Here is a 22943-nt window from a genome sequence, read left to right as displayed (position 1 = left end):
GGCATCAGCAATAGGCCGCGCAGCCGCTTTCGGCAAATCTCAGGCCGTCAGCAGCCCATCCGCTTCGCCAGATCATTGAAATCATCGGCCACCACGTCCCACGGGCCCTCGGCCTTGAAATCGCGGTTCTGGTGCGGGCCGTACTCAGTGACGCGCGGCACGAAGGCGGTCTTGAGGCCGAGTTTGTGTGCGGCATCGAGATCGCTGTTATGGGCGGCGACCATCATGACGTCCGCAGGCTTCAGATTGAGCAGGGCGGCCGCGCCCAAATAGGCCTGCGGATCGGGCTTATAGTGTTCGAACAGTTCCGCGCTCATGATCAGGTCCCATGGCAGGCCGGCGAATTTCGCCATGTTGGTCAGCAGCGCGACATTGCCGTTCGACAACGGGCTGATGACGTATTTGGTCTTCAAGCGCGTCAGACCGCTGACCGAATCCGCCCACGGATGCAGCCGGTGCCAGCCGAGTGTCATGTGATGCAGATCGTTGTCCGAGAGCCCGTTGATGCCGAACTTGGCGACCAGCACATCGAGTGACTGCCGATGCAGCGTATCGAGTTTGACGAAACCGCGCTCGGGATGATGGCGCACCACATCCATCGACGGCATATAGGCCTGCCGCCAGGCATCGACGAGCGCAGTCCAGTCCGCGGTGATGCCGCGCGCTTTGCCGAACGCGGTACAGTCAGCAATCAGGCTGGAACGCCAGTCAACCACGGTGCCGAACACGTCGAACACCAGAGCCTTGACGCTATCGGTCTCGCTCATGGTCTCATCCCCATTTTGTTTTCTTGGTTTTCAGTTCGATTAATCCGAGCGCATGTTGGCGCGCTCGGATTGCCTTTGATCAGAGTATCTTCCGGTACTGCATAAATCCGGAATTGTCCGCGACCTGATCGTAGAGAATCCTGGCCTGCGCATTCTCGTTCTGGGTCAACCAATGCACGCGGCTGCAGCCGTCAGCCTTGGCCTTTGCATAAACCGCTTCGATCAGAGCGCGGCCGACGCCAAGTCCCCGCGCGCCGTTGTCGACGAACAGGTCCTGCAGGTAGCAGTAGTTACCCGGCGTCCAGGATGAGCGGTGATACAGGAACTGCACGATGCCGGTGAGCTTGCCGTCCACATAGGCGCCGAGCAGAAACATCTGCTCATTGGCGTCGTGGAAACGCTTCCACGCCGTATCGGTCGCGATCTGCGGCAGCGTCGCTTTGTAAAAGGTCAGATAGCCCTGCCACAACGGCTCCCAGGCGGCCCTTTCATCAGGGCCGACCGGGCGGATCTCAACATTCGCCTTCGCCATGTGACTGAACTCAATCGAGGTGGAATTTTTCGAGCTGGCGATGCTCGCCTTTGATGATGCGCACGGTGCCGGTCACCGAACGCATCACGATGGTCTCGGTCTCAATGACGTCGCCGCGGAACTTGACGCCCGACAGCAATGCGCCGTCGGTAACACCGGTGGCGGCAAACAGGCAGTCGCCCTTCGCCATGTCCTCGATGCCATAGATCATCTTCGGATCGGTGACACCCATCTTCAGCGCACGCTCGCGCTTCTCGTCGGTATCGAGGATCAATCGGGTCTGCATCTGGCCGCCGATGCAGCGCAGTGCTGCAGCTGCCAGCACGCCTTCCGGTGCGCCGCCAATGCCAAGATAGATGTCGATGCCAGATTTGGCGGGATCGGTGGTGTGGATGACGCCGGCGACGTCGCCGTCCGGAATGAGACGTAGCGCCGCCCCGGTCGAGCGGATCGCTGCAATCAATGCTTCGTGTCGCGGCCGCTCAAGCACGAGGGCGGTGATCGCCGACACCGGCACGCCCTTGGCCTTGGCGAGGCGCTTGATGTTCTCTTCCGGCGATGCGTCGATGTCGATCACGTTCTTGGCGTAGCCCGGACCAATCGCGATCTTGTCCATATAGACGTCGGGCGCATGCAGCAGCGTGCCGCCGTCGGCCATCGCCATGGTGGCGATCGAGCCCGGCATGTCCTTGGCGCACAGCGTCGTGCCTTCGAGCGGATCGACGGCAATATCGACCTTCGGGCCGGCATTGATGCCGACCTTTTCGCCGATATAGAGCATCGGCGCTTCGTCGCGCTCGCCCTCGCCGATCACGATGGTGCCGTCGATCGGCATCTTGTTGAGCTCGCGGCGCATCGCATCGACCGCTGCCTGATCCGCCGCCTTCTCCTGCCCATGACCACGCAGCCGCGCAGCCGACACTGCCGCGCGCTCGGTCACGCGAACGATCTCCAGCGTCAGAATGCGCTCGAGCAGTTGCTGCGGCGGGACGGTAATATGGGTCGACATCGGCGGGCTCCTTCTACGGTGGGACGAATGTCCCCGTACAACTCTCAACGCGTGGATTTAGTTCTTCTCGATGCGAATAACCTGCGGCTTGCCTGATATCACCTTGTCGCTCTGTACGGCCTGGAGGGCGCGGCGCATCGCGTCCTCGGTGGTGGCGTAGGTGATCAGGATAACAGGCACCGGTGACGATTTCGTGCTCTTGCCGACCGGCTCGATGCCGCCGTTGGGATGGCGCTGCACAATCGACTCCAGCGAGATCTTCTGCTCGGCCAGACGCGTTGCGATGCGTGCGGCCGTGCCGGCAAGATCGCGCGCCATCAGGCGGATGTAATAGCCACCTTCGTGGCGTTCCATCGGCGCCTTGGTGGTGGTCTTGAGCTTCTCAACCGGCCGACCAAACGGCAGCGCACGCACATTGCGTGCGACATCGGCGATATCGGCAAGAACCGCAGACGCCGTCGCGGCGCCGCCAGCGCCGGGACCGACCAGTGTAATCGGCGCAATGCCTGCGCCATCAACCGTGACGGCGTTAGTGACGCCCATGACCTGCGCAATGGAAGACGACAGCGGCACCATGGTTGGATGCACGCGCTGTTCGATGCCAGTCGCGGTGCGCATGGCAACGCCCAGCAGCTTCACGCGATAGCCGAGCTCTGCAGCAGCGCGCAGATCTTCAGCGGCGATGGATGAAATGCCCTCGACCGAAACAGCGCTCTGCGCGACCTTGGTCCCGAATGCGAGGCTGGCGAGAATGGCCAGCTTCTGGGCGGTGTCGTGGCCATCGACGTCGAAGGACGGCTCGGCCTCGGCGTAGCCAAGCCGCTGCGCGTCTTTAAGGCATTCCTCGAAGGACAGGCCCTCCAGCTCCATCCGGGACAGGATGTAGTTGCAGGTGCCGTTGAGAATACCGTAGACGCGATTGATATCGGTGCCGACAAGACCTTCGCGGATGGTCTTGACGATCGGAATGGCGCCAGCGACGGCGGCCTCGTAGTTCAGCGCGCCGCCGTGCTTCTCAGCCGATGTGGCTAGCTTCAGGCCATGCTTGGCGATCAGTGCCTTGTTCGCGGTCACGACCGACTTGCCGGCGCGCAGCGCCGCCTCGATCGACGACAGCGCGGGATCGCCAACGCCGCCCATCAGTTCGACGAAGCACTCGACATCGGGATGCTGCGCAACCGCGAGCGGATCCTTCATCCAGTCGATGCCGCGCAGATCAACGCTGCGCTTCTTGCTCTTGGAGCGCGCGGTGACAGCAACCACCTTGACGCCACGACCGCAGCGCGCGGCCAAAATCGAGTTCTGCTGTTCGATGAGACGGACGACTTCGGCACCAACGGTGCCGAGTCCCGCGATACCCACTTTGAGGGGTGCGACCATTAAGCTTCAGACCTGTCGGAATTCTTGTTGAGCGATGACCGGTCCGAAAACCGGTTGCCGGTTTTCGGGGATCACGCCTATCGCCGGTTGGCGAGAGGAACCACGTTGTGCAACGTTTCGAGACCGCTTTCAAGGAAGCGGCGGATGCCGCGGGCAGCCTGGCGAATGCGCTGTTCGTTCTCGACCATCGCGATGCGGACGTAACCTTCGCCATGCTCGCCGAAGGCGACGCCGGGAGATACCACCACGCCGGACTTTTCAACGAGAAGCGTTGCAAACTGCATGCTGCCGACTTCGCGGAATTTCTCCGGCAGCGGCGCCCAGGCGAACATCGACGCCGAGGGCGGCGGAATGTCCCAGCCAGCGCGGCCGAAAGACTCCACCATCGCATCGCGGCGCTTGCGATAGACATCGCGCATCTCGCGGATGCAGTCGTCGGGGCCGTTCAGCGCGGCAGTTGCCGCGACCTGCACAGGCGTGAATGCGCCGTAGTCGAGATAGGATTTCACCCGCGTCAGCGCGGCAATGATGCGCTCGTTGCCGACCGCAAAGCCCATGCGCCAGCCGGCCATGGAGAAGGTCTTCGACATCGAGGTGAATTCGACGGTGACGTCCATCGCGCCTGGTACCTGCAGCACCGAGGGTGGCGGGTTCTTATCGTCGAAATAGACCTCGGCATAAGCGAGATCCGAGAGGATGTAGATCTCGTGCTTCTTCGCGAAGGCCACGAGGTCCTTGTAGAAATCGAGGCTCGCCACCTGCGCCGTCGGGTTCGACGGATAACAGACGATCAGCGCGATCGGCTTCGGGATCGAATGGATGATGGCGCGCTCGACGGCTGCAAAGAAATCCGGCGTCGGCTCGGAGGGCACCGAGCGGATCACGCCGCCGGCCATCAAGAAGCCGAAGGCATGGATCGGGTAGCTCGGATTGGGGCACAGCACGACGTCGCCGGGCGCGGTGATCGCCTGGGCGACGTTGGCGAAGCCTTCCTTGGAGCCCAGCGTCGCCACCACCTGGGTGTCCGGATTGAGCTTCACGCCAAAGCGGCGCTCGTAATAGCCGGCCTGGGCCTTGCGCAGGCCGGTGATGCCCTTCGAGGCCGAATAGCGGTCGGTGCGCGGCTTGCCCAGGGTCTCCTTGAGCTTCTCGATCACATGCGGCGGGGTCGCAAGATCCGGATTGCCCATGCCGAGGTCGATGATATCGGCGCCAGCGTTTCGCGCGGCGGCCTTGGCCCGGTTGACCTGTTCGAACACATAGGGCGGCAATCGGCGGATGCGGTAGAATTCTTCCATGGGATCGGGCTCCAGAACCGCTTCATCATGCGGTTGAATCGCTTCTTTTTATCACGGAAGCCCGGTGACACCAGTCACGACGGGCAGTTTTGACTATTTGGCCGCCGGTTTGGCCGGCAGCACGACGGCCTGGCGATCGCGGGCGGCAGTCAGTTCGGCCTGCATCTTGGCCTGGTCCGCCGGCGCCATGGCGGTGCCTTCGCGGGTGGTCGGCAGGTCGTGAACCGGCAGATAGGTCCCCACCTCGGCCGGACGCGCCGGAGCGCCCGCGGGTGTGCCTACCATGGGCATGTCGGCGATGGTCGACGCGCAGCCGCCCAGAGGCAAGCCAAGCCCCAGCGCCAGGAGGGCGGCCGCTGTCGCCGCCCGCCCGCTGCGACCACCGATCGCCCTGAATGTGCCTCTACGCGTCACGCCACAACCCTACATCGCATTAGAATCGATTTCATCCCTATCGCAGCGCACCATCCAACCAATCTGGTCACAAACGATTAATGCCGGGAGAAGACGCTAAAGGCTTGGATCTTCAATATGACGGAAGCAAGACCCAAAGCCGAATACATGACGCGGTGCAGCACATCGAATCCTGCGGCAATCCGCGAACTGTGCCATCATCGATTTGCGTGGTGACGTACCGTTGCCCGACTGGAATGAAGCTGTTGTTGCGCCATGACCGAAGTTGCCGCCGACGCCAAAGCTGCTAACGACAAAATCTCGGGCGACGCGTCCGCCAAACCGTTCAATCCCGAAGCTTTTGCGCTCAACATGGCCAAGGCGATGGAGAATGGCGGCAAGGCCTTGGCCGCCTATTTGCAACCGCGCCAAAGTGGCGAGACCGTCGACAAGCCGCCGAACGAGCTGACGGAGCTGATCAAGACCTTCAGCATCGTCGCCAATTACTGGCTGTCCGACGACAAGCGCGCCGCCGAATTGCAGATGAAGCTCGGCAAGGCCTATCTCGACCTCTGGGGCTCGGCGATGCGCCGGATGGTCGGCGAAGCCAGCCTGCCCGCTATCGAGGCAGCGCCGCGCGACAAGCGCTTCAGCGATCCCGAATGGAAATCGAACCAGTTCTTCGATTTCGTCATGCAGGCCTATCTGCTCACGACGCAATGGGCCCACGACCTCGTCAAGAATGCCGAGGGGCTCGATGCGCATACCCGCAAGAAGGCGGAGTTCTACGTCCAGCAGATCACCAATGCGATGGCGCCGTCGAATTTCGTGCTGACCAATCCGGAAGTACTGCGCGAGACGGTGATGTCGAACGGCAGCAACCTGATGCGCGGCATGACCATGCTGGCCGAGGATATCGAGGCCGGCCGCGGCTCGATCCGCATCCGCCAATCCGATCCGAAAAACCTCGAAGTCGGCGTCAACATGGCGACGACGCCGGGCAAGGTGATTTTCCAGAACGAGGTGATGCAGCTGATCCAGTATCAGCCGGCAACCGAAAACGTGCTGCGCACGCCGCTCCTGATCGTGCCGCCCTGGATCAACAAGTTCTACATCCTCGATCTCAAGCCCGAGAAATCCTTCATCAAGTGGGCCGTCGATCAGGGCGTCTCGGTGTTCGTGATCTCCTGGGTCAACCCCGACAAGCGCCTCGGCACCAAGACCTTCGACGACTATATGAAGGAAGGCCCGCTGACCGCGATGGACGTGATCGAGCAGGTCACCGGCGAGATGACGGTCCACACCATTGGCTATTGCGTCGGCGGCACCCTACTCGCCTCGACGCTGGCCTGGCTCGCCGAGAAGCGCCGCGTTCGCGTGGCATCGGCAACATTCCTGGCCGCGCAAGTCGACTTCACCCATGCCGGCGACCTCATGGTGTTCGTCGACGAGGATCAGATCTCGGCGCTGGAAAAGGACATGCAGGCGGCAGGCGTGCTGGAAGGCAGCAAGATGGCCATGGCCTTCAACATGCTGCGCTCGAACGACCTAATCTGGTCCTACGTGGTCAACAACTACCTCAAGGGCAAGCCGCCTTCGGCCTTCGATCTGCTGCACTGGAATTCGGATGCGACGCGGATGCCGGCGGCAAACCACTCGTTCTATCTGCGCAACTGCTATCTCGAGAACAAGCTCTCGACCGGCAACATGATCCTCGACAACACCCGACTTGATCTCTCCAAGGTCAAGGTGCCTGTCTACAATCTCGCCACCCGCGAGGACCACATCGCGCCGGCGCAATCGGTGCTGTACGGCTCGCAATTCTTCGGCGGTCCGGTGAAATACGTGTTGTCCGGCTCCGGCCATATCGCTGGCGTGGTCAATCCGCCAGCCTCCGGCAAGTACCAGTACTGGACCAACGACAACGCCCACGCCACCGATCTTGCCGACTGGATGAAGACCGCGCAGGAACATGCTGGCTCGTGGTGGCCGAACTGGCGGGAGTGGCTCTCCGGCATCGATGGTGAGGAAGTTCCTGCCCGCCATGTCGGCACCGACGCATTCCCCGCACTGGAAGACGCCCCGGGCAGTTATGTGCGGGTGCGGGCGTAACGGCCCGCCTCCTCCGCGCTTGCTTGGCGTCGTCACAGCAAACGTCTATGATTTCAGCAAGGACGCGTCGCATCCGCTTGCGGCGCGTGTGTTTTGCATGACCATCTCCGCGTTTTCCGCGGGAATTTCGACTGAAAGGATACCCGGATGACGCGCGAATTGTTCTGGCTGACACTGACCGTGATTCTCACAGGCCTGCTCTGGGTGCCTTATATGCTGAACCGCATCATGGTCCGCGGTGTCACCGGCGTCATGGCCAACCCGACGCGCACCGACAGGCCGCAGGCCGAATGGGCCAACCGGATGATGTTCGCCCATGACAATGCCGTCGAGAATCTCATCATCTTCGCGCCGCTGGTGCTGATCCTGAATGCTGCGGACGTTTCGACCCCGACTACTGTTCTGGCCTGCGCGGTCTATTTCTGGTCGCGCGTAGTGCATCTGATCGTCTACACACTCGGCCTGCCGATTTTCCGCACGCTGGCCTTCGTGGTCGGCTTCATCGCCCAGGCGGTCCTCGCCATCGCGATCCTGCGGATTCCGTACTAACGCTTCTTCTCGCCAGATTGATCTGCAATGAACCACGCTGCCCCAAGTCTCGATCTCGTCGTCAAGGAAATTGCCGACGAGATGGCGCAGCGAACGGACCGCGGCGACGTCGCGAGCTATATTCCGGAACTGGCGGGTGTCGATCCCAACCAGTTCGGTCTTGTGGTCATCGATGCCGACGGCCACGTCGCAGCCGCCGGCGACGCCGATGTGCCGTTCTCGATCCAGAGCATCTCGAAAGTCTTCACACTGACGCTGGCGCTCGGCATGGTCGGCGACCGGCTCTGGAAACATGTCGGCCGCGAGCCATCGGGTAACCCGTTCAACTCCATCGTCCAGCTCGAACGGGAGCGCGGCGTGCCGCGTAACCCCTTCATCAATGCCGGCGCCATCGCCGTCACCGATGTCATCCTGTCCGGCCATCAGCCGCGCGAGGCGATCGGCGAAATCCTGCGTTTCATGCAGTTTCTGTCCGGCGACAGCTCCATCGTGATCGATGAGACGGTCGCCGCGTCCGAGAAACGCACCGGCTTTCGCAACACCGCGCTGGCGAACTATATGAAGTCGTTCGGCGTGGTCGAAAATCCCGTCGACTTCACGCTCGGCGTCTATTTCCACCACTGCGCGATCGCGATGTCGTGTCGGCAGTTGGCCATGGCGACGCGCTACCTCGCTTATTCGGGCCGCAATCCCTCGACCGGTCTGTCGGTCGTCTCCTCGGAGCGCGCACGTCGTATCAATGCGCTGATGCTGATGTGCGGTCATTACGACGGCTCGGGCGAGTTCGCCTATCGCGTCGGCCTGCCCGGCAAAAGCGGTGTCGGCGGCGGCATTATCGCGGTCGCGCCCGGCAAGGCGTCGATCGCAGTCTGGGCGCCGGGTCTCGACAAGCACGGCAATTCGCATCTCGGCCGCATTGCGCTCGAAGCGCTCACGAAGCGGCTCGGCTGGTCGATCTTCGGCGTCTGACGCCAACCCGGTTGCCGGTCATGAAAAAGGGCTGAAACATCGCTGTTTCAGCCCTTGATCGTCGTCGATAAACCGCGCCTGGGGCGGTGAACCTTGCTGTCGACCAGGCACCGTCAATGTTCGTAGGTCCGGTTGGCTTCCTGGATGGCAGCCTCGTGGTACCAGCTGTCATAGTCGGCCACGGTTTTCACGGTCGAGGCACGCAGGTCCAGCGGCTTACTGAGCCGTCCCCGCGGTCCGACCGATGCACGGCCGCCAGCCGGGAATTGGTAGATTTTAGCGGTATGGGGGTGATGCGTTTGAGACGTCGGCATCGCTTCTCTTCCTTCCTCTGATCTGTTTTTTCCTTTTCGGATCATCATTGTAACAGAGGCGCCCTTCTTTTGTGCCGACTGCCTCGTAAGAAGCATCCAAATGGCTACAATATGCGCACTCGATGGACGTGCGCTTTGGGCGCGCAGGTTTTGAAGCCGCCTACGCAGCGCCGGACCTCTCATTTGAGCGTCTGAAAGGCAGAAAAGTTCCGGTCAAAAATAGCCTGCAAGGGAATTGGGCAGTCAACATTTTCGCGCGCGGCTGAATTCCTCTGAAAAATCCACGAATCTGGACCGATTCCCGGCCTCCGATGCGCTCTCCAGACAGCGAATGACAGCCTCACTGGGGACGCGCCGCGCTTTTCGTCACAAAAGCGTTGCACCGCGACAAGTTGGCATACTACGTGCTTTATATGCAGCGCCGCTGGGGGCGGATTTTGCGTCCGCCCGCCGGCAAGCTCAGGGCTCACGCCCTACGCATCGCCAACTCATGAGAGACCCGCATGACAAAGTATAAGCTCGAGTATATTTGGCTCGACGGTTACACGCCGGTTCCGAACCTGCGTGGCAAGACGCAGATCAAGGAATTCGAAGATTTCCCGACCCTCGAACAGCTCCCGCTGTGGGGCTTCGACGGTTCGTCGACCATGCAGGCCGAAGGCCACAGCTCCGATTGCGTGCTGAAGCCGGTTGCGATCTATCCGGATGCGGCCCGTGAGAACGGCGCCCTGGTGATGTGCGAAGTCATGATGCCGGATGGCGTCACCCCGCACTCGACCAACAAGCGCGCCACCATTCTCGACGATGCCGGCGCCTGGTTCGGCTTCGAACAGGAATACTTCTTCTACGAGAACGGCCGTCCGCTCGGTTTCCCCGAGGATGGCTATCCCGCGCCGCAGGGCCCCTACTACACCGGCGTCGGCTTCAAAAACGTCGGCTCAATTGCCCGCGAGATCGTCGAAGAACATCTCGACCTCTGCCTCGAAGCCGGCATCAACCACGAAGGCATCAACGCCGAAGTGGCGAAGGGCCAGTGGGAATTCCAGATCTTCGGCAAGGGCTCCAAGAAGGCCGCTGACGAAATGTGGATCGCGCGTTACCTGCTGCTCCGCCTGACGGAGAAGTACGGCATCGACATCGAATTCCACTGCAAGCCGCTCGGCGATACCGACTGGAATGGCTCGGGCATGCACGCCAACTTCTCGACCGAATACATGCGTACGGTCGGCGGCAAGGCTTACTTCGAAGCTTTGATGGCCCAGTTCGACAAGAACCTGATGGACCACATCAACGTCTACGGCCCGGACAACGACAAGCGTCTGACCGGCAAGCACGAAACGGCTCCGTGGAACAAGTTCAGCTACGGCATCGCGGACCGCGGCGCATCGATCCGCGTCCCGCACTCCTTCGTCAAGAATGAGTACAAGGGCTATCTGGAAGACCGTCGCCCTAACTCCCAGGGCGACCCCTACCAGATCGCTTCGCAGATCCTGAAGACCATCTCGGAAGTCCCGACCGCCAAGTCGGCAGCCGCGTAAACGTCACTTACAGATCAAAAGCGAACGGCCCGAACGCAAGTTCGGGCCGTTTTGTTTGGCCCCTGCGTCCTTTCGCCGCCTTAGAGGATTGGACAAGAGATCGGCAGGATCGGTCTAACGCCGGCCGTGCGACATGCCCCAATGCTTGTCCGCTGTCGCAACATTCACGCGGCGAGAAAAACAGGGAGAAGCGATCATGTCATATCGAACGACCGCTTTCGTTGCGGCTTTCTGCGTGCTGGCATCCACGGCAAGCCTTCGCGCGGAGACGACGGAAGAACGCCTGCGACGCGGCGACGAGGTTGTTCGATCACTCAATGCCGGCAGCAGCCAGCCGACCCTCGAAGACCTGCGCGCCGAATTTCCATTTCTCGCCGATGCGATCACGGGCTACGCACTCGGCGACGTCTGGGCGCGGCCGGTTCTCGACGCGCGCACGCGACAGCTAGCAGCCGTCGCCGCTTTCGCGGCGCTGGGGCATCGGCCGTTCATGAAGATCCATGCGAACTACGCGCTCAACGCCGGCGTGAAAGAGGAAGAGCTGAAGGAGATCGTCTATCTGACGACCGTCCATGCCGGTTTCCCGCGCGCCATTGAGGCGGCGCAGACACTGAGTGAACTGTTCAAGGAGCGCGCACCGAAGCCGGGAGCGGCGAAGTGACAAGAGCATAGAAAAAAGGCCCGAACGCAAATTCGGGCCTTTTCTGTTGTCTCTCGCTGTCGTCACCCGGCCTGCAATGCGGGCCAAGGTGTATGCGCGCTCTCTACGGGAACATCGCGGGCTGATCGATGCCCAGCGTCTCGGCAAAGCCAAGCACCAGATTCATGTTCTGCACCGCCTGCCCCGATGCGCCCTTGGTCAGGTTGTCGAGGGTCGAGACGATGATCGCGCGGCCCGGGATACGGTCAGCGGCAACGCCGATGAAGGTCATGTTGGAGCCGCGCACGTGCCGCGAATGCGGCGTCTTGCCGAATGGCAGGATGTGCACGAACGGCTCTTTCTCATACTGCTTCACCAGCACCTCGTGGAGATCCTGCGCCGTCTTGCCCCGCCGGCCACGCACATAGATGGTCGAGAGAATGCCGCGGTTCTGCGGCAAGAGATGCGGCGTGAAGCTGACGACAACCTCCTTGCCAGCGGCTTTGGAAAACTCCTGATCGAGCTCCGCCATATGCCGATGATGCCCGACGCCATAGGCGTTGAAGCCTTCAGACACTTCGGAGAACAGCATCTCTTCCTTGGCGGAACGCCCTGCTCCCGTCATGCCGGACTTGGCGTCGATGACGATCTCATCGGTCTCGATGGCGCGCGCCTTCAAGAGCGGCACCAGCGGAAGGATCGCGCATGATGTGTAGCAGCCGGGATTGGCGATGAGCCGCGCCTTCTTGATGTCGCGCCGATAGAGCTCGACGAGGCCGTAGACGGCTTCCTTCTGCAGCTCCAGCGCATGATGTTCGTGGCCATACCACTTCGCATAGGCGGCTGCGTCCTCGAGCCGGAAGTCGGCCGACAGATCCACCACCTTGGTCTCCGGCGCCTTGGCCAGCAAATCCTGCAGCACCTTCTGCGTCGTCGCATGCGGCAGCGCGCAGAACACCAGATCGAGGCCGATGATCGTCCAGTCGACGGAGTCGATGCTCACAAGCGTAGGCAGCTCATAGGGGGCGAATTGCGGGAACACGTCGCCCATCGCCTGACCGGCACGCCGGTCGGCTGTCAGCAGCACGAGTTCGACCTTGGGATGACGCAGCAGCAGCCGCACCAGTTCGGCTCCGGTGTAACCGGACGCACCGAGAATGCCGATTTTCTTCTTCGTGCTCATCCCATAAATCCTTCGGCCTCAGCCATAGCAGTCAATTGTGTCGTCTCTTCCGCAAACAAATGCGGCCGCAATTTGCGCATCGCATTTGAAATCTCGAACGCGGCAGGCTCCGGCCGCAGCGCCAGTGCGCTCATGACAGCCAGATGATCGGCATCTGACTTGTGCTGGTTGAGCTTGGAGCTACCCTCGACCTCGTCCACTGTCATCACCACACCGACGATCGCCTTCTTCATCGCCTCAAGCCGCCCCGCCGCCATCTTATCGGAGGTCCAGGGCTTCTTCGGCGCCAGCCGTGTTTCGAACCTTGCGCTCAGCACGTCAAGATGCGGGCCCAGTTCACCACCAGACAGGATGCGCACCGGTCCGGTGAGATGGACCGCCTGATAGAGCCAGGTCGGCACCTGATCGGGCGATACGTACCAGTCGGCCGACACATAGGCATCAGCGCCCAGGATGGCCATGGCCCATGGCGTCACGCCGTCTGCAAGCTTGAGCAGCGGATTTTGTCGCGCAAGGTGAAAGGCCAGACGCGGCGTGCCGTCATTGCCGTAGTCGAGGCAGAAAGGCACCGCGGAGGCGATCGGCTTCCTGCCATCGAAGGCGCAGACCGTGCCGAAGCCGCGCGCGTCCGCAAACGCAAGTGCGTCAGTCCGGTCGGTCTGAAATTTGGGCGGCGTATACATGGCGGGCTCCTTCCTGAGTGAAGGCCGCCGGATGGGTCGCGCTGCTGTTTGGGAGAAAGACTGCCGCGGACCATATCCGGCGGCAGTGAGAGATCGAAACGCTTATGCGCACATATCTCCACCTGCCGCGAGAATGCGGCGGCGGCGGGCGATGATGCTGGTCGCAAGGTTGATCATGGGCGCGGTCATAGGGCCGCGCCCGCGATCCGTCAAGATCACCAGAGCGCAGACCTCAGAGAACCGGGCTCCACGGTGCCGGCACGACGCGGTAGCCGTTGCCATCCTTCTCGACGAAACCGTTGGCCGGGAACGGATAGTGGAAGCCTTGCACCCGCATCCTGTCGGCGACCAGCATGTCATAGACCTTGCGGCGGGTGGCTTCGGCCTGCACCGGATCCTGGTCGAAATTCACGTGCCAGCCGGGATTGGCGGCGAATAGCGCCGGAAGGTTGGTGACGTCCGACTGGATGAAGACCTTGTCCGATCCGGACGACAGCACATAGGACGTGTGGCCCGGCGTGTGCCCGATCGAGGCGACAGCCAGCAGCCCGGGCGCGACGTCCTTGCCCCATTCATAGGGCGTAACCTTCTTCTTCAACCCGGCCTCGAACACCCGCCGATTGTTCTTGAACAGACCGGTCATGCGATCGCCGGTGGCACGGCCCATCTCGCCGTCGTCCATCCAGAACTTCCACTCTACTGCCGGCACCAGCACTTCGGCATTGGGAAACGCCAGCACGCCGTCCGCCGTCAGCAGGCCGTTCACATGATCGCCATGGAAGTGCGAGATCACGACCATGTCGATCATCTTTGGATCGATCCCTGCCGCCGTCATGTTGGTAATGAACTGACCGACATTGCCCTTGCTACTGGCATAGGCGCCCGGCCCGTTGCCGGTGTCGATCACCACCAGCTTGCCACCGGTGTTGATCACCAATGGCGCATAGAAGTTGGTGATCTGATCTTTCGGCAGAAATGCCCTGGCGAGCACGGCATTGATATCATCGCGTTTGGCGTTGGAAATATAGGTATCGGCCAGCGGAAACGTCGCCGCACCATCGGAAATGGCGTTCACCTGGATATCGCCGACCTTGTAGCGATAGAAACTCGGCGCCTGCTTATCGGCCGGCGGTGCGGATGCCTTTGCCGGGGCCGATGAAAGCAGTGGCGTCGCTGCGAGCGCGGCGGCACCCGCCAGTGCGTGTCGTCGTGACAGATCCATGAAGTCTTCTCCCCTTGCTTTGCATGGTCGCTGTTGGCGCGACTCCGGCGCAGAGACTGGCACGACGCACCGACGGAGGCGATGGGTGTTTACGAGGCCAGCCGGCCTGCACTGCAGCGCAGGCCGGGAAATTTGCCAGGCTTCGTTTAGATCACCGGGCTCCATGGGGCCGGCACCAGCCGATAACCACTGCCATCCTTCTCGACGAAACCGTTGGCCGGGAATGGATAGTGGAAGCCCTGCACACGCATCTTCTCGGCCACCAGCATGTCATAGACCTTGCGGCGCGTCGTTTCCGCCTGTGCCGGATCCTGGTCGAACATCAGATGCCAGCCGGGATTGGTGACGAACAGCGACGGATGGTTGGTGACGTCGGACTGAATGAACAGCTTGTCGCTGCCGGACGACAGCACGAACGACGTGTGGCCCGGCGTATGGCCGACCGACTCCACGGCGAGCAGGCCCGGTGCGACATCCTTGCCCCACTCATAGGGCGTGACCTTCTTCTTCAACCCATCGTTGAAGAGCTTGCGGTTGCTGGCGAACAGACCCTTCATGCGGTCATTGGCGGCCTTGGCCAGTTCGCCATCGTCGTTCCAGTACTTCCACTCGGCGGCCGGGACGAGGACTTCGGCATTTGGAAAAGCCGGCGTGCCGTCGGCGGCAAGAAGCCCGTTCACGTGATCGCCGTGGAAATGCGAGATCACGACCATGTCGACGTTCTTGGCGTCGATACCAGCGGCGGCCATGTTGTTGGCGAACTGGCCGACATTGCCCTTGGTCGCCGCGAGGGCGCCGGGGCCGTTGCCCGTATCGATCACCACCAACTTGCCGCCAGTGTTGATGACCAGCGGCGCAAAGTGGATGGTCATCTTGTCCTTCGGCAGGAAGGCCTTGTCGAGCGCGGCGTTGACCTCATCCTTCTTGGCGTTGAGCACGAAAGTGTCAGCCAGCGGAAAGGTGTTGGCGCCGTCGGAAATCGCGTTCACCTGCGCATCACCGACCTTGTAGCGATAGAAGCTCGGCGCCTGCTTGTCGGCCGGCGGAGCGGAGGCTTTGGCAGAGCCTGCGGTGAGCAATGGAGATGCGGCGAGCGCGGCGGCTCCGGCAAGGGCGTGACGGCGTGACAGGTCCATGATGTTCTCCGGGGTGAAGCAGTGACAGGCGGGGGCTGGCGGAACTATCTACCAGCGTTCGATGACTTCTGCGAGATGTCGCGGCATTCAGACACCGCGACATGTCAGCCCGTTGAACACCCGGGCGCAGCGGTTATTCCCCGCCGGACTACTTCAGCTTCCAGAGCCATTCCACGGTCATCGACAGGCCGTCGCCGAACAGCAGCAGGACGCCCGCCCAGATAAAGGCCGAGGTGAAGTTGGCAACTTGGAAACGCCAATACGGCATTTCGAAAATGCCGGCGGCCAGCGGCACGGAGGCCCGCAATGGGCCGAAGAAGCGGCCGATATAAATGCTGGGCACGCCCCATTTTTTGACGAAGGCTTCGCCGCGCGGAAGCAGGTCGGGAAATTTGGACAGCGGCCAGATCTGGGCGACCTGGTCCTTGTATCTGAAGCCGAACCAATAGGAGAGCCAGTCGCCGAGCGCCGCGCCGAGAGCGCCGGCAATCAACACCGGCCAGAAGCTGATGCCGCTCGCGCCGACCAGTGCGCCGATGGCCACCAGCGCGCCCCAGGCCGGCAGCAGTAGGGAGATGAAAGCGAGCGATTCCCCGAAGGCCAGCAGCAGGACGATCGGCGCCGCCCAGACCTGGTTCTGGCGCACGAATTCGATCAGCCCGTGCATCCAGCCTTCCATATGGAGAGTGTCCCTTTACGGCTCTGGCCCGGCCGGATTGGCCGCGAACCGCTTTAACCTTCAAACGCCCGCGACAGGTAATCCGGCGGCGCCGATCACATCAAGTCACAACATCTGAGGGCCGATAGCCGCGGTGCGGGTGCCCACCGGTAAATTTGAACCTTTTCCCGGCTTCTGCGTCCAAGGTCAGAGACCGGCTTACCCAATGGCAACTCTGTACCGCCGCGGGGTTGATTTCCCGCCCGGCTGTCAAAATCAAGAACGCAAAGGATTGAAGATGATCGGATCGCTGATGATGTGCGTGAGCGCGCTGGTATTGCTGATCGGGATGGTCGCCGGCATCGTGATGGGCATACGCCAGGACTTCCTGCTGAGCCCCGCGCATGCGCATCTCAACCTTGTCGGCGGCGTGCTGCTGTTCCTGTTCGGGTTGTATTACCGCCTGATTCCCCTGGCCGGACGCTCGCTACTGGCCAAGGTCCAAGGCACGATGCACATCGTCGGCGGCATCATGTTCCCTGTCGGCATCGGCATCACCCTGCTCGCCAACCACGCTTATATGGCCATTCCGATCATCGGTTCACTGATCATGCTCGCAGCCATGGCCCTGTTCGTTGTGATTGTGCTACGCACCGAGCGCTCTGGCACGGCCGCATGAGCCCCGAGGTCGCAGCCACATTGCCAACCTGAACGTGGCATAGTCACAGCAACGATTCGCCGCGCCTCGCGCGGCGCCAACCGAGACAAAACTTTAAGACATATGGCCAAGGCACAGAAATCAAACGCGAAAGCTGATCTTTTTGGTGGCGCCGGCGCGCCAAAATCGGCTGCGGCACCGAAGGCGTCCACCCGCTCCGCCAATGCCGAAGACGGCTATACAGCCGCGGATATCGAGGTCCTCGAAGGCCTTGAGCCGGTCCGGCGTCGCCCGGGCATGTATATCGGCGGCACCGACGAAAAGGCGCTGCATCACCTGTTCGCCGAAGTGATCGACAACTCGATGGACGAGGCGCTGGCTGGCCATGCGACCTTCATCGAGGTGGAACTCACCGCCGACGGCTTCCTGTCGGTGTCGGACAACGGCCGCGGCATCCCGGTCGATCCGCATCCGAAACATCCAAAAAAATCCGCCCTCGAAGTCATCATGTGCACGCTGCATGCCGGCGGCAAATTCGACTCCAAGGTCTACGAGACCTCGGGCGGTCTGCACGGTGTCGGCGTCTCCGTGGTCAACGCCCTCTCCTCGCTGCTCGAGGTTGAGGTCGCGCGCAACCAGCAGCTCTACAAGATGACGTTTGCCCGCGGCATTCCGCAGGGCAAGCTTGAGGATCTCGGCAAGGTTCATAATCGCCGCGGCACCCGCGTGCGCTTCAAGCCGGATACCGACATCTTCGGCGCCAAGGCGGCCTTCAAGCCGCAGCGCCTGTTCAAGATGGCGCGCTCCAAGGCCTATCTGTTCGGCGGCGTGAAGATCCGCTGGAAGTGCGATCCGGAACTGCTCAAAGGCCTCGAGGACACTCCGGCCGAGGACGAATTCCACTTCCCCGGCGGCCTCAAGGACTATCTCGCCGCGGCGATCCATGCCGATACGCTGGTGCATCCGGAAATCTTCTCCGGCAAATCCGGCCGCAACGGCGCCCATGGCGCCTGCGAATGGGCTGTGGCCTGGACCGCGGACGCCGACGGCTTCATGTCGTCCTATACCAACACCGTGCCGACGCCCGATGGCGGCACCCATGAAGCCGGCATGCGCAGCGCCATGCTGCGCGGATTGAAGGACCACGCCGAGCGCGTCGGCCAGGGCAAGCGGTCCGGCACCATCACTTCGGAAGACGTGATGGTCGGCGCCGCCGTGATGCTGTCGGTGTTCGTGCGTGAACCGGAATTCCAGGGCCAGACCAAGGATCGTCTCGCCACCGCCGAAGCCCAGAAGATCGTCGAACAGGCCATCAAGGATCCGTTCGACCATTGGCTGTCCGGCAATCCGGTGCAGGCCAACAAGCTGCTCGAATTCGTGCTGGAGCGCGCCGACGAGCGTCTGCGCCGCCGCGCGGAGAAGGAAACCTCGCGCAAGACCGCGGTGAAGAAGCTGCGCCTGCCCGGCAAGCTCGCCGACTGCACCAATACCGCGACCGAAGGCTCCGAGCTGTTCATCGTCGAGGGCGACTCGGCAGGCGGCAGCGCCAAACAGGCGCGTGACCGCAAGACGCAGGCGATCCTGCCGCTGCGCGGCAAAATCCTCAACGTCGCTTCCGCGACCAAGGAAAAGCTGACGGCCAACGCGCAGATATCAGACCTCATGCAGGCAATCGGCGCCGGCACCGGCGCGCATTACCGCGAAGAAGACCTGCGCTATTCGCGCATCATCATCATGACCGACGCCGACGTCGACGGCGCCCACATCGCGTCACTGCTGATCACCTTCTTCTACCGGCAGATGCCAAAGATGATCGATGAAGGGCATCTCTATCTCGCAGTCCCCCCACTCTACCGCCTGACCCATGGCAGCAAGACGGTCTATGCGCGCGACGATGCGCACAAGGACGCGTTGCTGAAGAGCGAATTCAACGCCAATGCCAAGGTCGATGTCGGTCGCTTCAAAGGTCTCGGCGAAATGATGCCGGCGCAGCTGAAGGAAACCACCATGGACCCGGCGCGCCGCACCTTGCTGCGCGTGCAGCTGCTGCCGGAAGACCGCGACGGCACTGCCGACTCCGTTGAGCGCCTGATGGGCACCAAGGCCGAAGCGCGGTTTGCGTTCATCTCGGACAAGGCGGAATTCGCCAACGAGGAATTGCTGGACGTTTAAAAGCTCGTTTCTCGGACGCGCTCACGCTTCAGAAATCATCGGGCGCGTGCCGGGAGCAATCTTTTATTCCCTACTTAGTCATTGCCCCTCGCCGCCCGGCGTGCGAACGCCGGCGATCAGGATATCGACGAGCCGCTTCGCGCTGGCTTCCCAATTAGGGCCTGCGCTGACACTGGCCACGCCGGCCAGTGCGCGCAACATGTCGAGCGGATCGAGATCGAGGCGGATGTCGCCATTGGCAACGGCGCGGTCGACCAGCATTGCCATCGCAGTTTTGATCTGCGTGCCAGCATCGGCATAGAGGTCCGAACAGTCGCCAACAATCGAACCCAGCACACCCGCCATCAGTTGCTTCGTCGCAATGTGATCGACGAAGATTCGCATCCAGGCGCGCAAGGCCTCCACCGGGGCATGTGTGGTCGCAAGTTCCGCAGCGGCCTCGGCAAGCTGCTGTGTCTCGTTGCGATAGACCGCCTCGACCAATGCGTCGCGGGTGGGGAAGTGGCGATATAGCGTCCCGATTCCGACGCCCGCGAGCCGCGCGATCTCCTCGAGACCGGCCGCCTCGCCCTTTTCGGCGAATGTCGCCTTTGCCGTTTCCAACAGCCGCTGACGATTGCGCCGCGCATCGATCCGTGGTCCGCGAACGGCCTTCGGCTTGGCCTCCTGTGCCATTTTACGGGTTACCTCTTGATAAACGGAGGGAGCCTCCGTATTTAAACGGAGACGGCCTCCATTTATACCCTCAAAGCGCCGTTCGACAAAGCTCGATCAGCTCGGAGGCGCGTCGTGCCAAACACAAGGAGCTATCATGGCAGGACCTTTCAGTGCCACTTCCACCACCGACGACGTGCTCGCTGGCGTCGACCTCCGCGGCAAGCGCATTCTGGTCACCGGCGTCTCAGCCGGGCTCGGCGTCGAGACGGCGCGCAGCCTGGCCGCCCGGGGCGCGCAGGTGGTCGGTGCCGCCCGTGACCTCGCCAAGGCGGAAACGGCGACCGCGCAAGTGCGCGCCGATGCCACTGGTGGCGGTGGCCTCGAACTGATTGCACTCGATCTCGGCTCGCTGGCCAGCGTCCGGGCCTGCGCCGACGCACTGGTCGCGGCTGGCCGCCCGTTCGACCTGGTGATCGCCAATGCCGGCGTGATGGCGCCGCCGTTCGGCCTCACCGCGGACGGCTTCGAGACCCAGTTCGGCACGAACCATCTCGGTCACTTCGTATTGGTCAACCGTATCGCGTCACTGCTGTCGCCCACCGCGCGACTGGTCAACGTCGCTTCGTCCGGCCATCGTTTCGCCGATGTCGATCTCGATGATCCCAACTTCACCAAGGGCTCCTACGACCCGTTCATCGGCTATGGCCGCTCGAAGACCGCCAACATACTGTTCGCCGTCGAGTTCGACCGGCGGCATCGGGCACGTGGCGTGCGCGCCACCGCGCTGCATCCCGGCGGCATCAAGACAGAACTCGGCCGCCATATCGGCGAAGCAACGATCGATGCCATGCTCGACGGCATCAATGCCGAGCTCGCTGCCGAGGGTAAACCGCTGTTTCAATGGAAGACCATTCCGCAAGGCGCTGCAACTTCGGTGTGGGCCGGCGTGGTCGCCAGCGCGGACGAGATCGGCGGCCGCTATTGCGAGAACTGTCACGTCTCGGAGATCGTCGACGGGCTGATCAATCCGGCCAGCGAAGGCGTGCGCGCTTACGCGCTCGATGCCGAACGCGCCAAGGCGCTATGGGCTAAGAGTGAGGAAATGGTTGGCGAGCGCTTCTGATCGCCCTGCCGAAATGAAACTGCGGTGATGAACCAAACAGTTGGTTCGTCACCGCCACAGCTGGCGCTTGAAACCTTTGGCTCCGTTCATTGTATCTATCCCATGCGCGCACCATTCCTTACCCTCGGCATTCTCGCTTTTCTGATCGGCACCCTCTGGATCGGCCAGGGCACCGGGCTCGTGAACTGGCCGAAATCCAGTTTCATGATCAGCCAGATGCAGTGGGCCTATTACGGCGCTGCCCTCGCCGCGCTTGGCGTCGGACTGATGGGACTGGCGCTCGTGCGGCGCTGACGCCCCCTTCCATCTTCCCGCCAGTCTTGCGATGATCCGTCCCAGACGCGCCGTAGAACGCGTCAGGAACAATCATGCGGGGCGGACAATCTTTGACCAGTAATCTCTTCGATCTCACCGGCAGGGTCGCCATCGTCACCGGCGGCAACACCGGAATTGGCCTCGGCATGGCGCGCGGGCTGGCGAATGCCGGTGCGACCCTCGTGATCGCCGATCGCAACCGCGATAATGCCGCTTCAGCAAAAGCCGAACTGGAGACGTCCGGACATCCGGTACTCGCACTGACGACCGATGTTACCGACCCGAACTCGATCGCGCAGATGGTGTCCGCAACGTTGAACGCGTTCGGCCGCATTGACATCCTCGTCAACAATGCCGGCATCAGCATCTCCGCGCCAATCGAAGACATGACGCTGGCCGACTGGCAGAAGGTCATCGACGTCAACATGACCGCGCCTTTCATCTGCGCGCAGGCTGTCTACCCGACGATGAAAGCCGCAGGCCGCGGCAAGATCATCAATATCGCCTCGGTGTTGGCCACGCTCGGCGCCGGCGGCGCGGCGAACTACGCCTCAAGCAAAGGCGGCATCCTGCAATTCACCCGCGCGCTGGCGACGGCATGGGCTATGGACAACATCCAGTCCAACGCGATCCTGCCGGGCTGGATCGATACCGATCTGACCAAGCGCGCCAAGGACATCCGACCCGAACTGCACGATCGCATTCTCGGGCGTGTACCGGCGCAGCGCTGGGGTAGGCCTGATGATCTTGCGGGCGCGGCCGTGTTCTTGGCCAGCGGGGCTTCCGACTTCGTCAACGGTGCCGCGCTCACGGTCGATGGCGGCTTTTCAATTCAAGGCTGATGCAATGAGGACAACACCATGACTGCAGGACTGTTCGATCTCTCCGGCAAAGTGGCCATCGTCACTGGCGGCAATGGCGGCATCGGGCTCGGCATGGCGCGGGGTCTGGCGCAGGCCGGCGCCACCATCGCGGTGGTGGGACGCAACCAGACGAAATCCAAGGATGCCGTCGCGGAGCTGACCGAGAGCGGCGCCAGAGCGGTCGCCATTGCGGCCGATGTGACCGACAGGACCGCTGTCGATGGAATGATCGCACGCGTGCTGAAAGAACTGGGCCGCATCGATATCCTCATCAACAATGCCGGGATCAACATCCGCAAGCCGCCGCACGAGATCGCACTCGACGAATGGGACAGCGTGATCAAGACCAATCTCACCAGCGCCTTCGTCTGTTCGCAGGCGGTGCATCCGGCGATGAAGGCCGCGGGCGGCGGCAAGATCATCAATATCGGCTCGATGCTGTCGATCTTCGGCGCGTCTTTCGCGCCAGCCTATGCCGCCAGCAAAGGCGGCATCGTCCAGTTCACCCGCTCCTGCGCCGTCGCTTGGGCGCCTCACAATATTCAGTGCAACGCCGTTCTGCCGGGCTGGATCGATACCGAACTGACACAGAATGCGCGCCGTGAAATCGACGGCCTGCATGACAAAGTACTCGCACGAACGCCCGCCGGCCGCTGGGGCGCGTCGGGAGATTTCGCGGGCATTGCCGTGTTCCTGTCGTCGCGCGCGTCGGACTTCGTCACCGGAACGGCAATCCCCGTGGACGGCGGCTTCTCGGTGCAGGGATAGTCTG

24 protein-coding genes are annotated in these 22943 nt (G+C 62.1%); 11 read left to right on the top strand and 13 right to left on the bottom strand.

Translation table 11 applies throughout. The features are described from left to right. Positions 1 to 47: 47 nt before the first annotated feature. The 6 genes from HP556_RS24780 to HP556_RS24755 form a co-directional block, all read right to left on the bottom strand. Complete coding sequence (locus tag HP556_RS24780) at positions 48 to 767, bottom strand: haloacid dehalogenase type II (protein ID WP_175368932.1); 720 nt, start codon at positions 765 to 767, stop codon at positions 48 to 50. 79 nt (positions 768 to 846) lie between these two features. Further along, the gene (locus HP556_RS24775) at positions 847 to 1299 is read right to left on the bottom strand and encodes a GNAT family N-acetyltransferase (RefSeq protein ID WP_175368931.1); all 453 of its coding nucleotides are present in this window, start codon (positions 1297 to 1299) and stop codon (positions 847 to 849) included. Positions 1300 to 1309: 10 nt separating this feature from the next. Beyond that, entirely contained in the window at positions 1310 to 2308 is a 999-nt protein-coding gene (glpX, locus tag HP556_RS24770) for a class II fructose-bisphosphatase (protein ID WP_068736567.1), read from the bottom strand. 57 nt (positions 2309 to 2365) lie between these two features. Then, the gene (locus HP556_RS24765) at positions 2366 to 3688 is read right to left on the bottom strand and encodes a homoserine dehydrogenase (RefSeq protein ID WP_175368930.1); all 1323 of its coding nucleotides are present in this window, start codon (positions 3686 to 3688) and stop codon (positions 2366 to 2368) included. Positions 3689 to 3765: 77 nt separating this feature from the next. Next, the gene (locus tag HP556_RS24760; protein ID WP_092143358.1) at positions 3766 to 4986 is read right to left on the bottom strand and encodes an LL-diaminopimelate aminotransferase; all 1221 of its coding nucleotides are present in this window, start codon (positions 4984 to 4986) and stop codon (positions 3766 to 3768) included. Between the two features lie 93 nt (positions 4987 to 5079). Then, positions 5080 to 5271 carry a hypothetical protein gene (locus tag HP556_RS24755; protein ID WP_420878697.1) on the bottom strand — a complete coding sequence of 64 codons (192 nt, stop codon included), beginning with the start codon at positions 5269 to 5271 and terminating at the stop codon, positions 5080 to 5082. A 480-nt stretch (positions 5272 to 5751) separates the two neighbouring features. On the opposite strand from HP556_RS24755, the gene HP556_RS24750 reads away from it, so the two are divergent. From HP556_RS24750 to HP556_RS24740, 3 genes are all read left to right on the top strand, one after another. Then, complete coding sequence (locus tag HP556_RS24750) at positions 5752 to 7491, top strand: PHA/PHB synthase family protein (protein WP_276509763.1); 1740 nt, start codon at positions 5752 to 5754, stop codon at positions 7489 to 7491. A 147-nt stretch (positions 7492 to 7638) separates the two neighbouring features. Beyond that, positions 7639 to 8040 (top strand): MAPEG family protein, encoded by a 402-nt coding sequence (locus HP556_RS24745; RefSeq protein ID WP_089264168.1) that lies wholly within the window; start codon positions 7639 to 7641, stop codon positions 8038 to 8040. Between the two features lie 27 nt (positions 8041 to 8067). Further along, entirely contained in the window at positions 8068 to 9009 is a 942-nt protein-coding gene (locus HP556_RS24740) for a glutaminase (RefSeq protein WP_175368928.1), read from the top strand. A 113-nt stretch (positions 9010 to 9122) separates the two neighbouring features. On the opposite strand, the gene HP556_RS24735 is transcribed toward HP556_RS24740, so the two are convergent. After that, positions 9123 to 9323: a DUF2735 domain-containing protein gene (locus HP556_RS24735; RefSeq protein ID WP_175368927.1), complete on the bottom strand. Its 201-nt coding sequence runs from the start codon at positions 9321 to 9323 to the stop codon at positions 9123 to 9125. Between the two features lie 503 nt (positions 9324 to 9826). Between HP556_RS24735 and HP556_RS24730 the strand changes: the two genes are divergently transcribed. Next, on the top strand, positions 9827 to 10861 hold the full coding sequence (locus tag HP556_RS24730; RefSeq protein WP_089264165.1) for a glutamine synthetase beta-grasp domain-containing protein: 1035 nt from the start codon (positions 9827 to 9829) through the stop codon (positions 10859 to 10861). Positions 10862 to 11057: 196 nt separating this feature from the next. After that, positions 11058 to 11522 carry a carboxymuconolactone decarboxylase family protein gene (locus HP556_RS24725; protein ID WP_175368926.1) on the top strand — a complete coding sequence of 155 codons (465 nt, stop codon included), beginning with the start codon at positions 11058 to 11060 and terminating at the stop codon, positions 11520 to 11522. Between the two features lie 103 nt (positions 11523 to 11625). Here HP556_RS24725 and argC read toward each other — a convergent pair whose 3' ends face one another. The 5 genes from argC to HP556_RS24700 all read right to left on the bottom strand — a co-directional run bounded on the left by argC (position 11626) and on the right by HP556_RS24700 (position 16404). Beyond that, positions 11626 to 12684, bottom strand: a complete 1059-nt coding sequence (gene argC, locus HP556_RS24720) for an N-acetyl-gamma-glutamyl-phosphate reductase (RefSeq protein WP_175368925.1) — start codon at positions 12682 to 12684, stop codon at positions 11626 to 11628. After that, positions 12681 to 13367 (bottom strand): FMN-binding negative transcriptional regulator, encoded by a 687-nt coding sequence (locus HP556_RS24715; protein WP_175368924.1) that lies wholly within the window; start codon positions 13365 to 13367, stop codon positions 12681 to 12683. Before HP556_RS24715 ends, argC begins: the two co-directional genes overlap by 4 nt. Positions 13368 to 13599: 232 nt before the next feature. Next, positions 13600 to 14589: an MBL fold metallo-hydrolase gene (locus HP556_RS24710; protein WP_175368923.1), complete on the bottom strand. Its 990-nt coding sequence runs from the start codon at positions 14587 to 14589 to the stop codon at positions 13600 to 13602. 146 nt (positions 14590 to 14735) lie between these two features. Then, on the bottom strand, positions 14736 to 15725 hold the full coding sequence (locus HP556_RS24705) for an MBL fold metallo-hydrolase (RefSeq protein ID WP_175368922.1): 990 nt from the start codon (positions 15723 to 15725) through the stop codon (positions 14736 to 14738). A gap of 148 nt (positions 15726 to 15873) precedes the next feature. After that, the gene (locus HP556_RS24700; protein WP_120289448.1) at positions 15874 to 16404 is read right to left on the bottom strand and encodes a DedA family protein; all 531 of its coding nucleotides are present in this window, start codon (positions 16402 to 16404) and stop codon (positions 15874 to 15876) included. Between the two features lie 277 nt (positions 16405 to 16681). On the opposite strand from HP556_RS24700, the gene HP556_RS24695 reads away from it, so the two are divergent. Together HP556_RS24695 and parE are read left to right on the top strand one after the other, a co-directional pair. Then, positions 16682 to 17062: a hypothetical protein gene (locus tag HP556_RS24695; protein ID WP_175368921.1), complete on the top strand. Its 381-nt coding sequence runs from the start codon at positions 16682 to 16684 to the stop codon at positions 17060 to 17062. A 102-nt stretch (positions 17063 to 17164) separates the two neighbouring features. After that, positions 17165 to 19213: a DNA topoisomerase IV subunit B gene (parE, locus tag HP556_RS24690; RefSeq protein WP_175368920.1), complete on the top strand. Its 2049-nt coding sequence runs from the start codon at positions 17165 to 17167 to the stop codon at positions 19211 to 19213. A 78-nt stretch (positions 19214 to 19291) separates the two neighbouring features. Here the strand turns inward: parE and HP556_RS24685 are convergent, their stop codons facing one another. Continuing rightward, on the bottom strand, positions 19292 to 19888 hold the full coding sequence (locus HP556_RS24685; RefSeq protein WP_175368919.1) for a TetR/AcrR family transcriptional regulator: 597 nt from the start codon (positions 19886 to 19888) through the stop codon (positions 19292 to 19294). Positions 19889 to 20024: 136 nt separating this feature from the next. On the opposite strand from HP556_RS24685, the gene HP556_RS24680 reads away from it, so the two are divergent. The 4 genes from HP556_RS24680 (at position 20025) to HP556_RS24665 (ending at position 22939) form a co-directional block, all read left to right on the top strand. Beyond that, positions 20025 to 20993: an SDR family NAD(P)-dependent oxidoreductase gene (locus HP556_RS24680; protein ID WP_175368918.1), complete on the top strand. Its 969-nt coding sequence runs from the start codon at positions 20025 to 20027 to the stop codon at positions 20991 to 20993. 27 nt (positions 20994 to 21020) lie between these two features. Further along, a complete protein-coding gene (locus HP556_RS24675) occupies positions 21021 to 21287 on the top strand; it encodes a hypothetical protein (protein ID WP_420878696.1) in 267 nt (88 codons plus the stop codon). Between the two features lie 92 nt (positions 21288 to 21379). Beyond that, positions 21380 to 22150 carry an SDR family NAD(P)-dependent oxidoreductase gene (locus tag HP556_RS24670; RefSeq protein ID WP_175368917.1) on the top strand — a complete coding sequence of 257 codons (771 nt, stop codon included), beginning with the start codon at positions 21380 to 21382 and terminating at the stop codon, positions 22148 to 22150. 18 nt (positions 22151 to 22168) lie between these two features. Then, positions 22169 to 22939 (top strand): SDR family NAD(P)-dependent oxidoreductase, encoded by a 771-nt coding sequence (locus tag HP556_RS24665; protein WP_175368916.1) that lies wholly within the window; start codon positions 22169 to 22171, stop codon positions 22937 to 22939. Positions 22940 to 22943 lie beyond the last annotated feature (4 nt).

The sequence above is a fragment of the Tardiphaga robiniae genome (assembly GCF_013359755.1).
GTDB lineage: Bacteria > Pseudomonadota > Alphaproteobacteria > Rhizobiales > Xanthobacteraceae > Tardiphaga > Tardiphaga robiniae.
The sequence above is the reverse complement of the archived record's forward strand: the minus strand, read 5'-3'. Positions and strand labels throughout refer to the sequence as shown.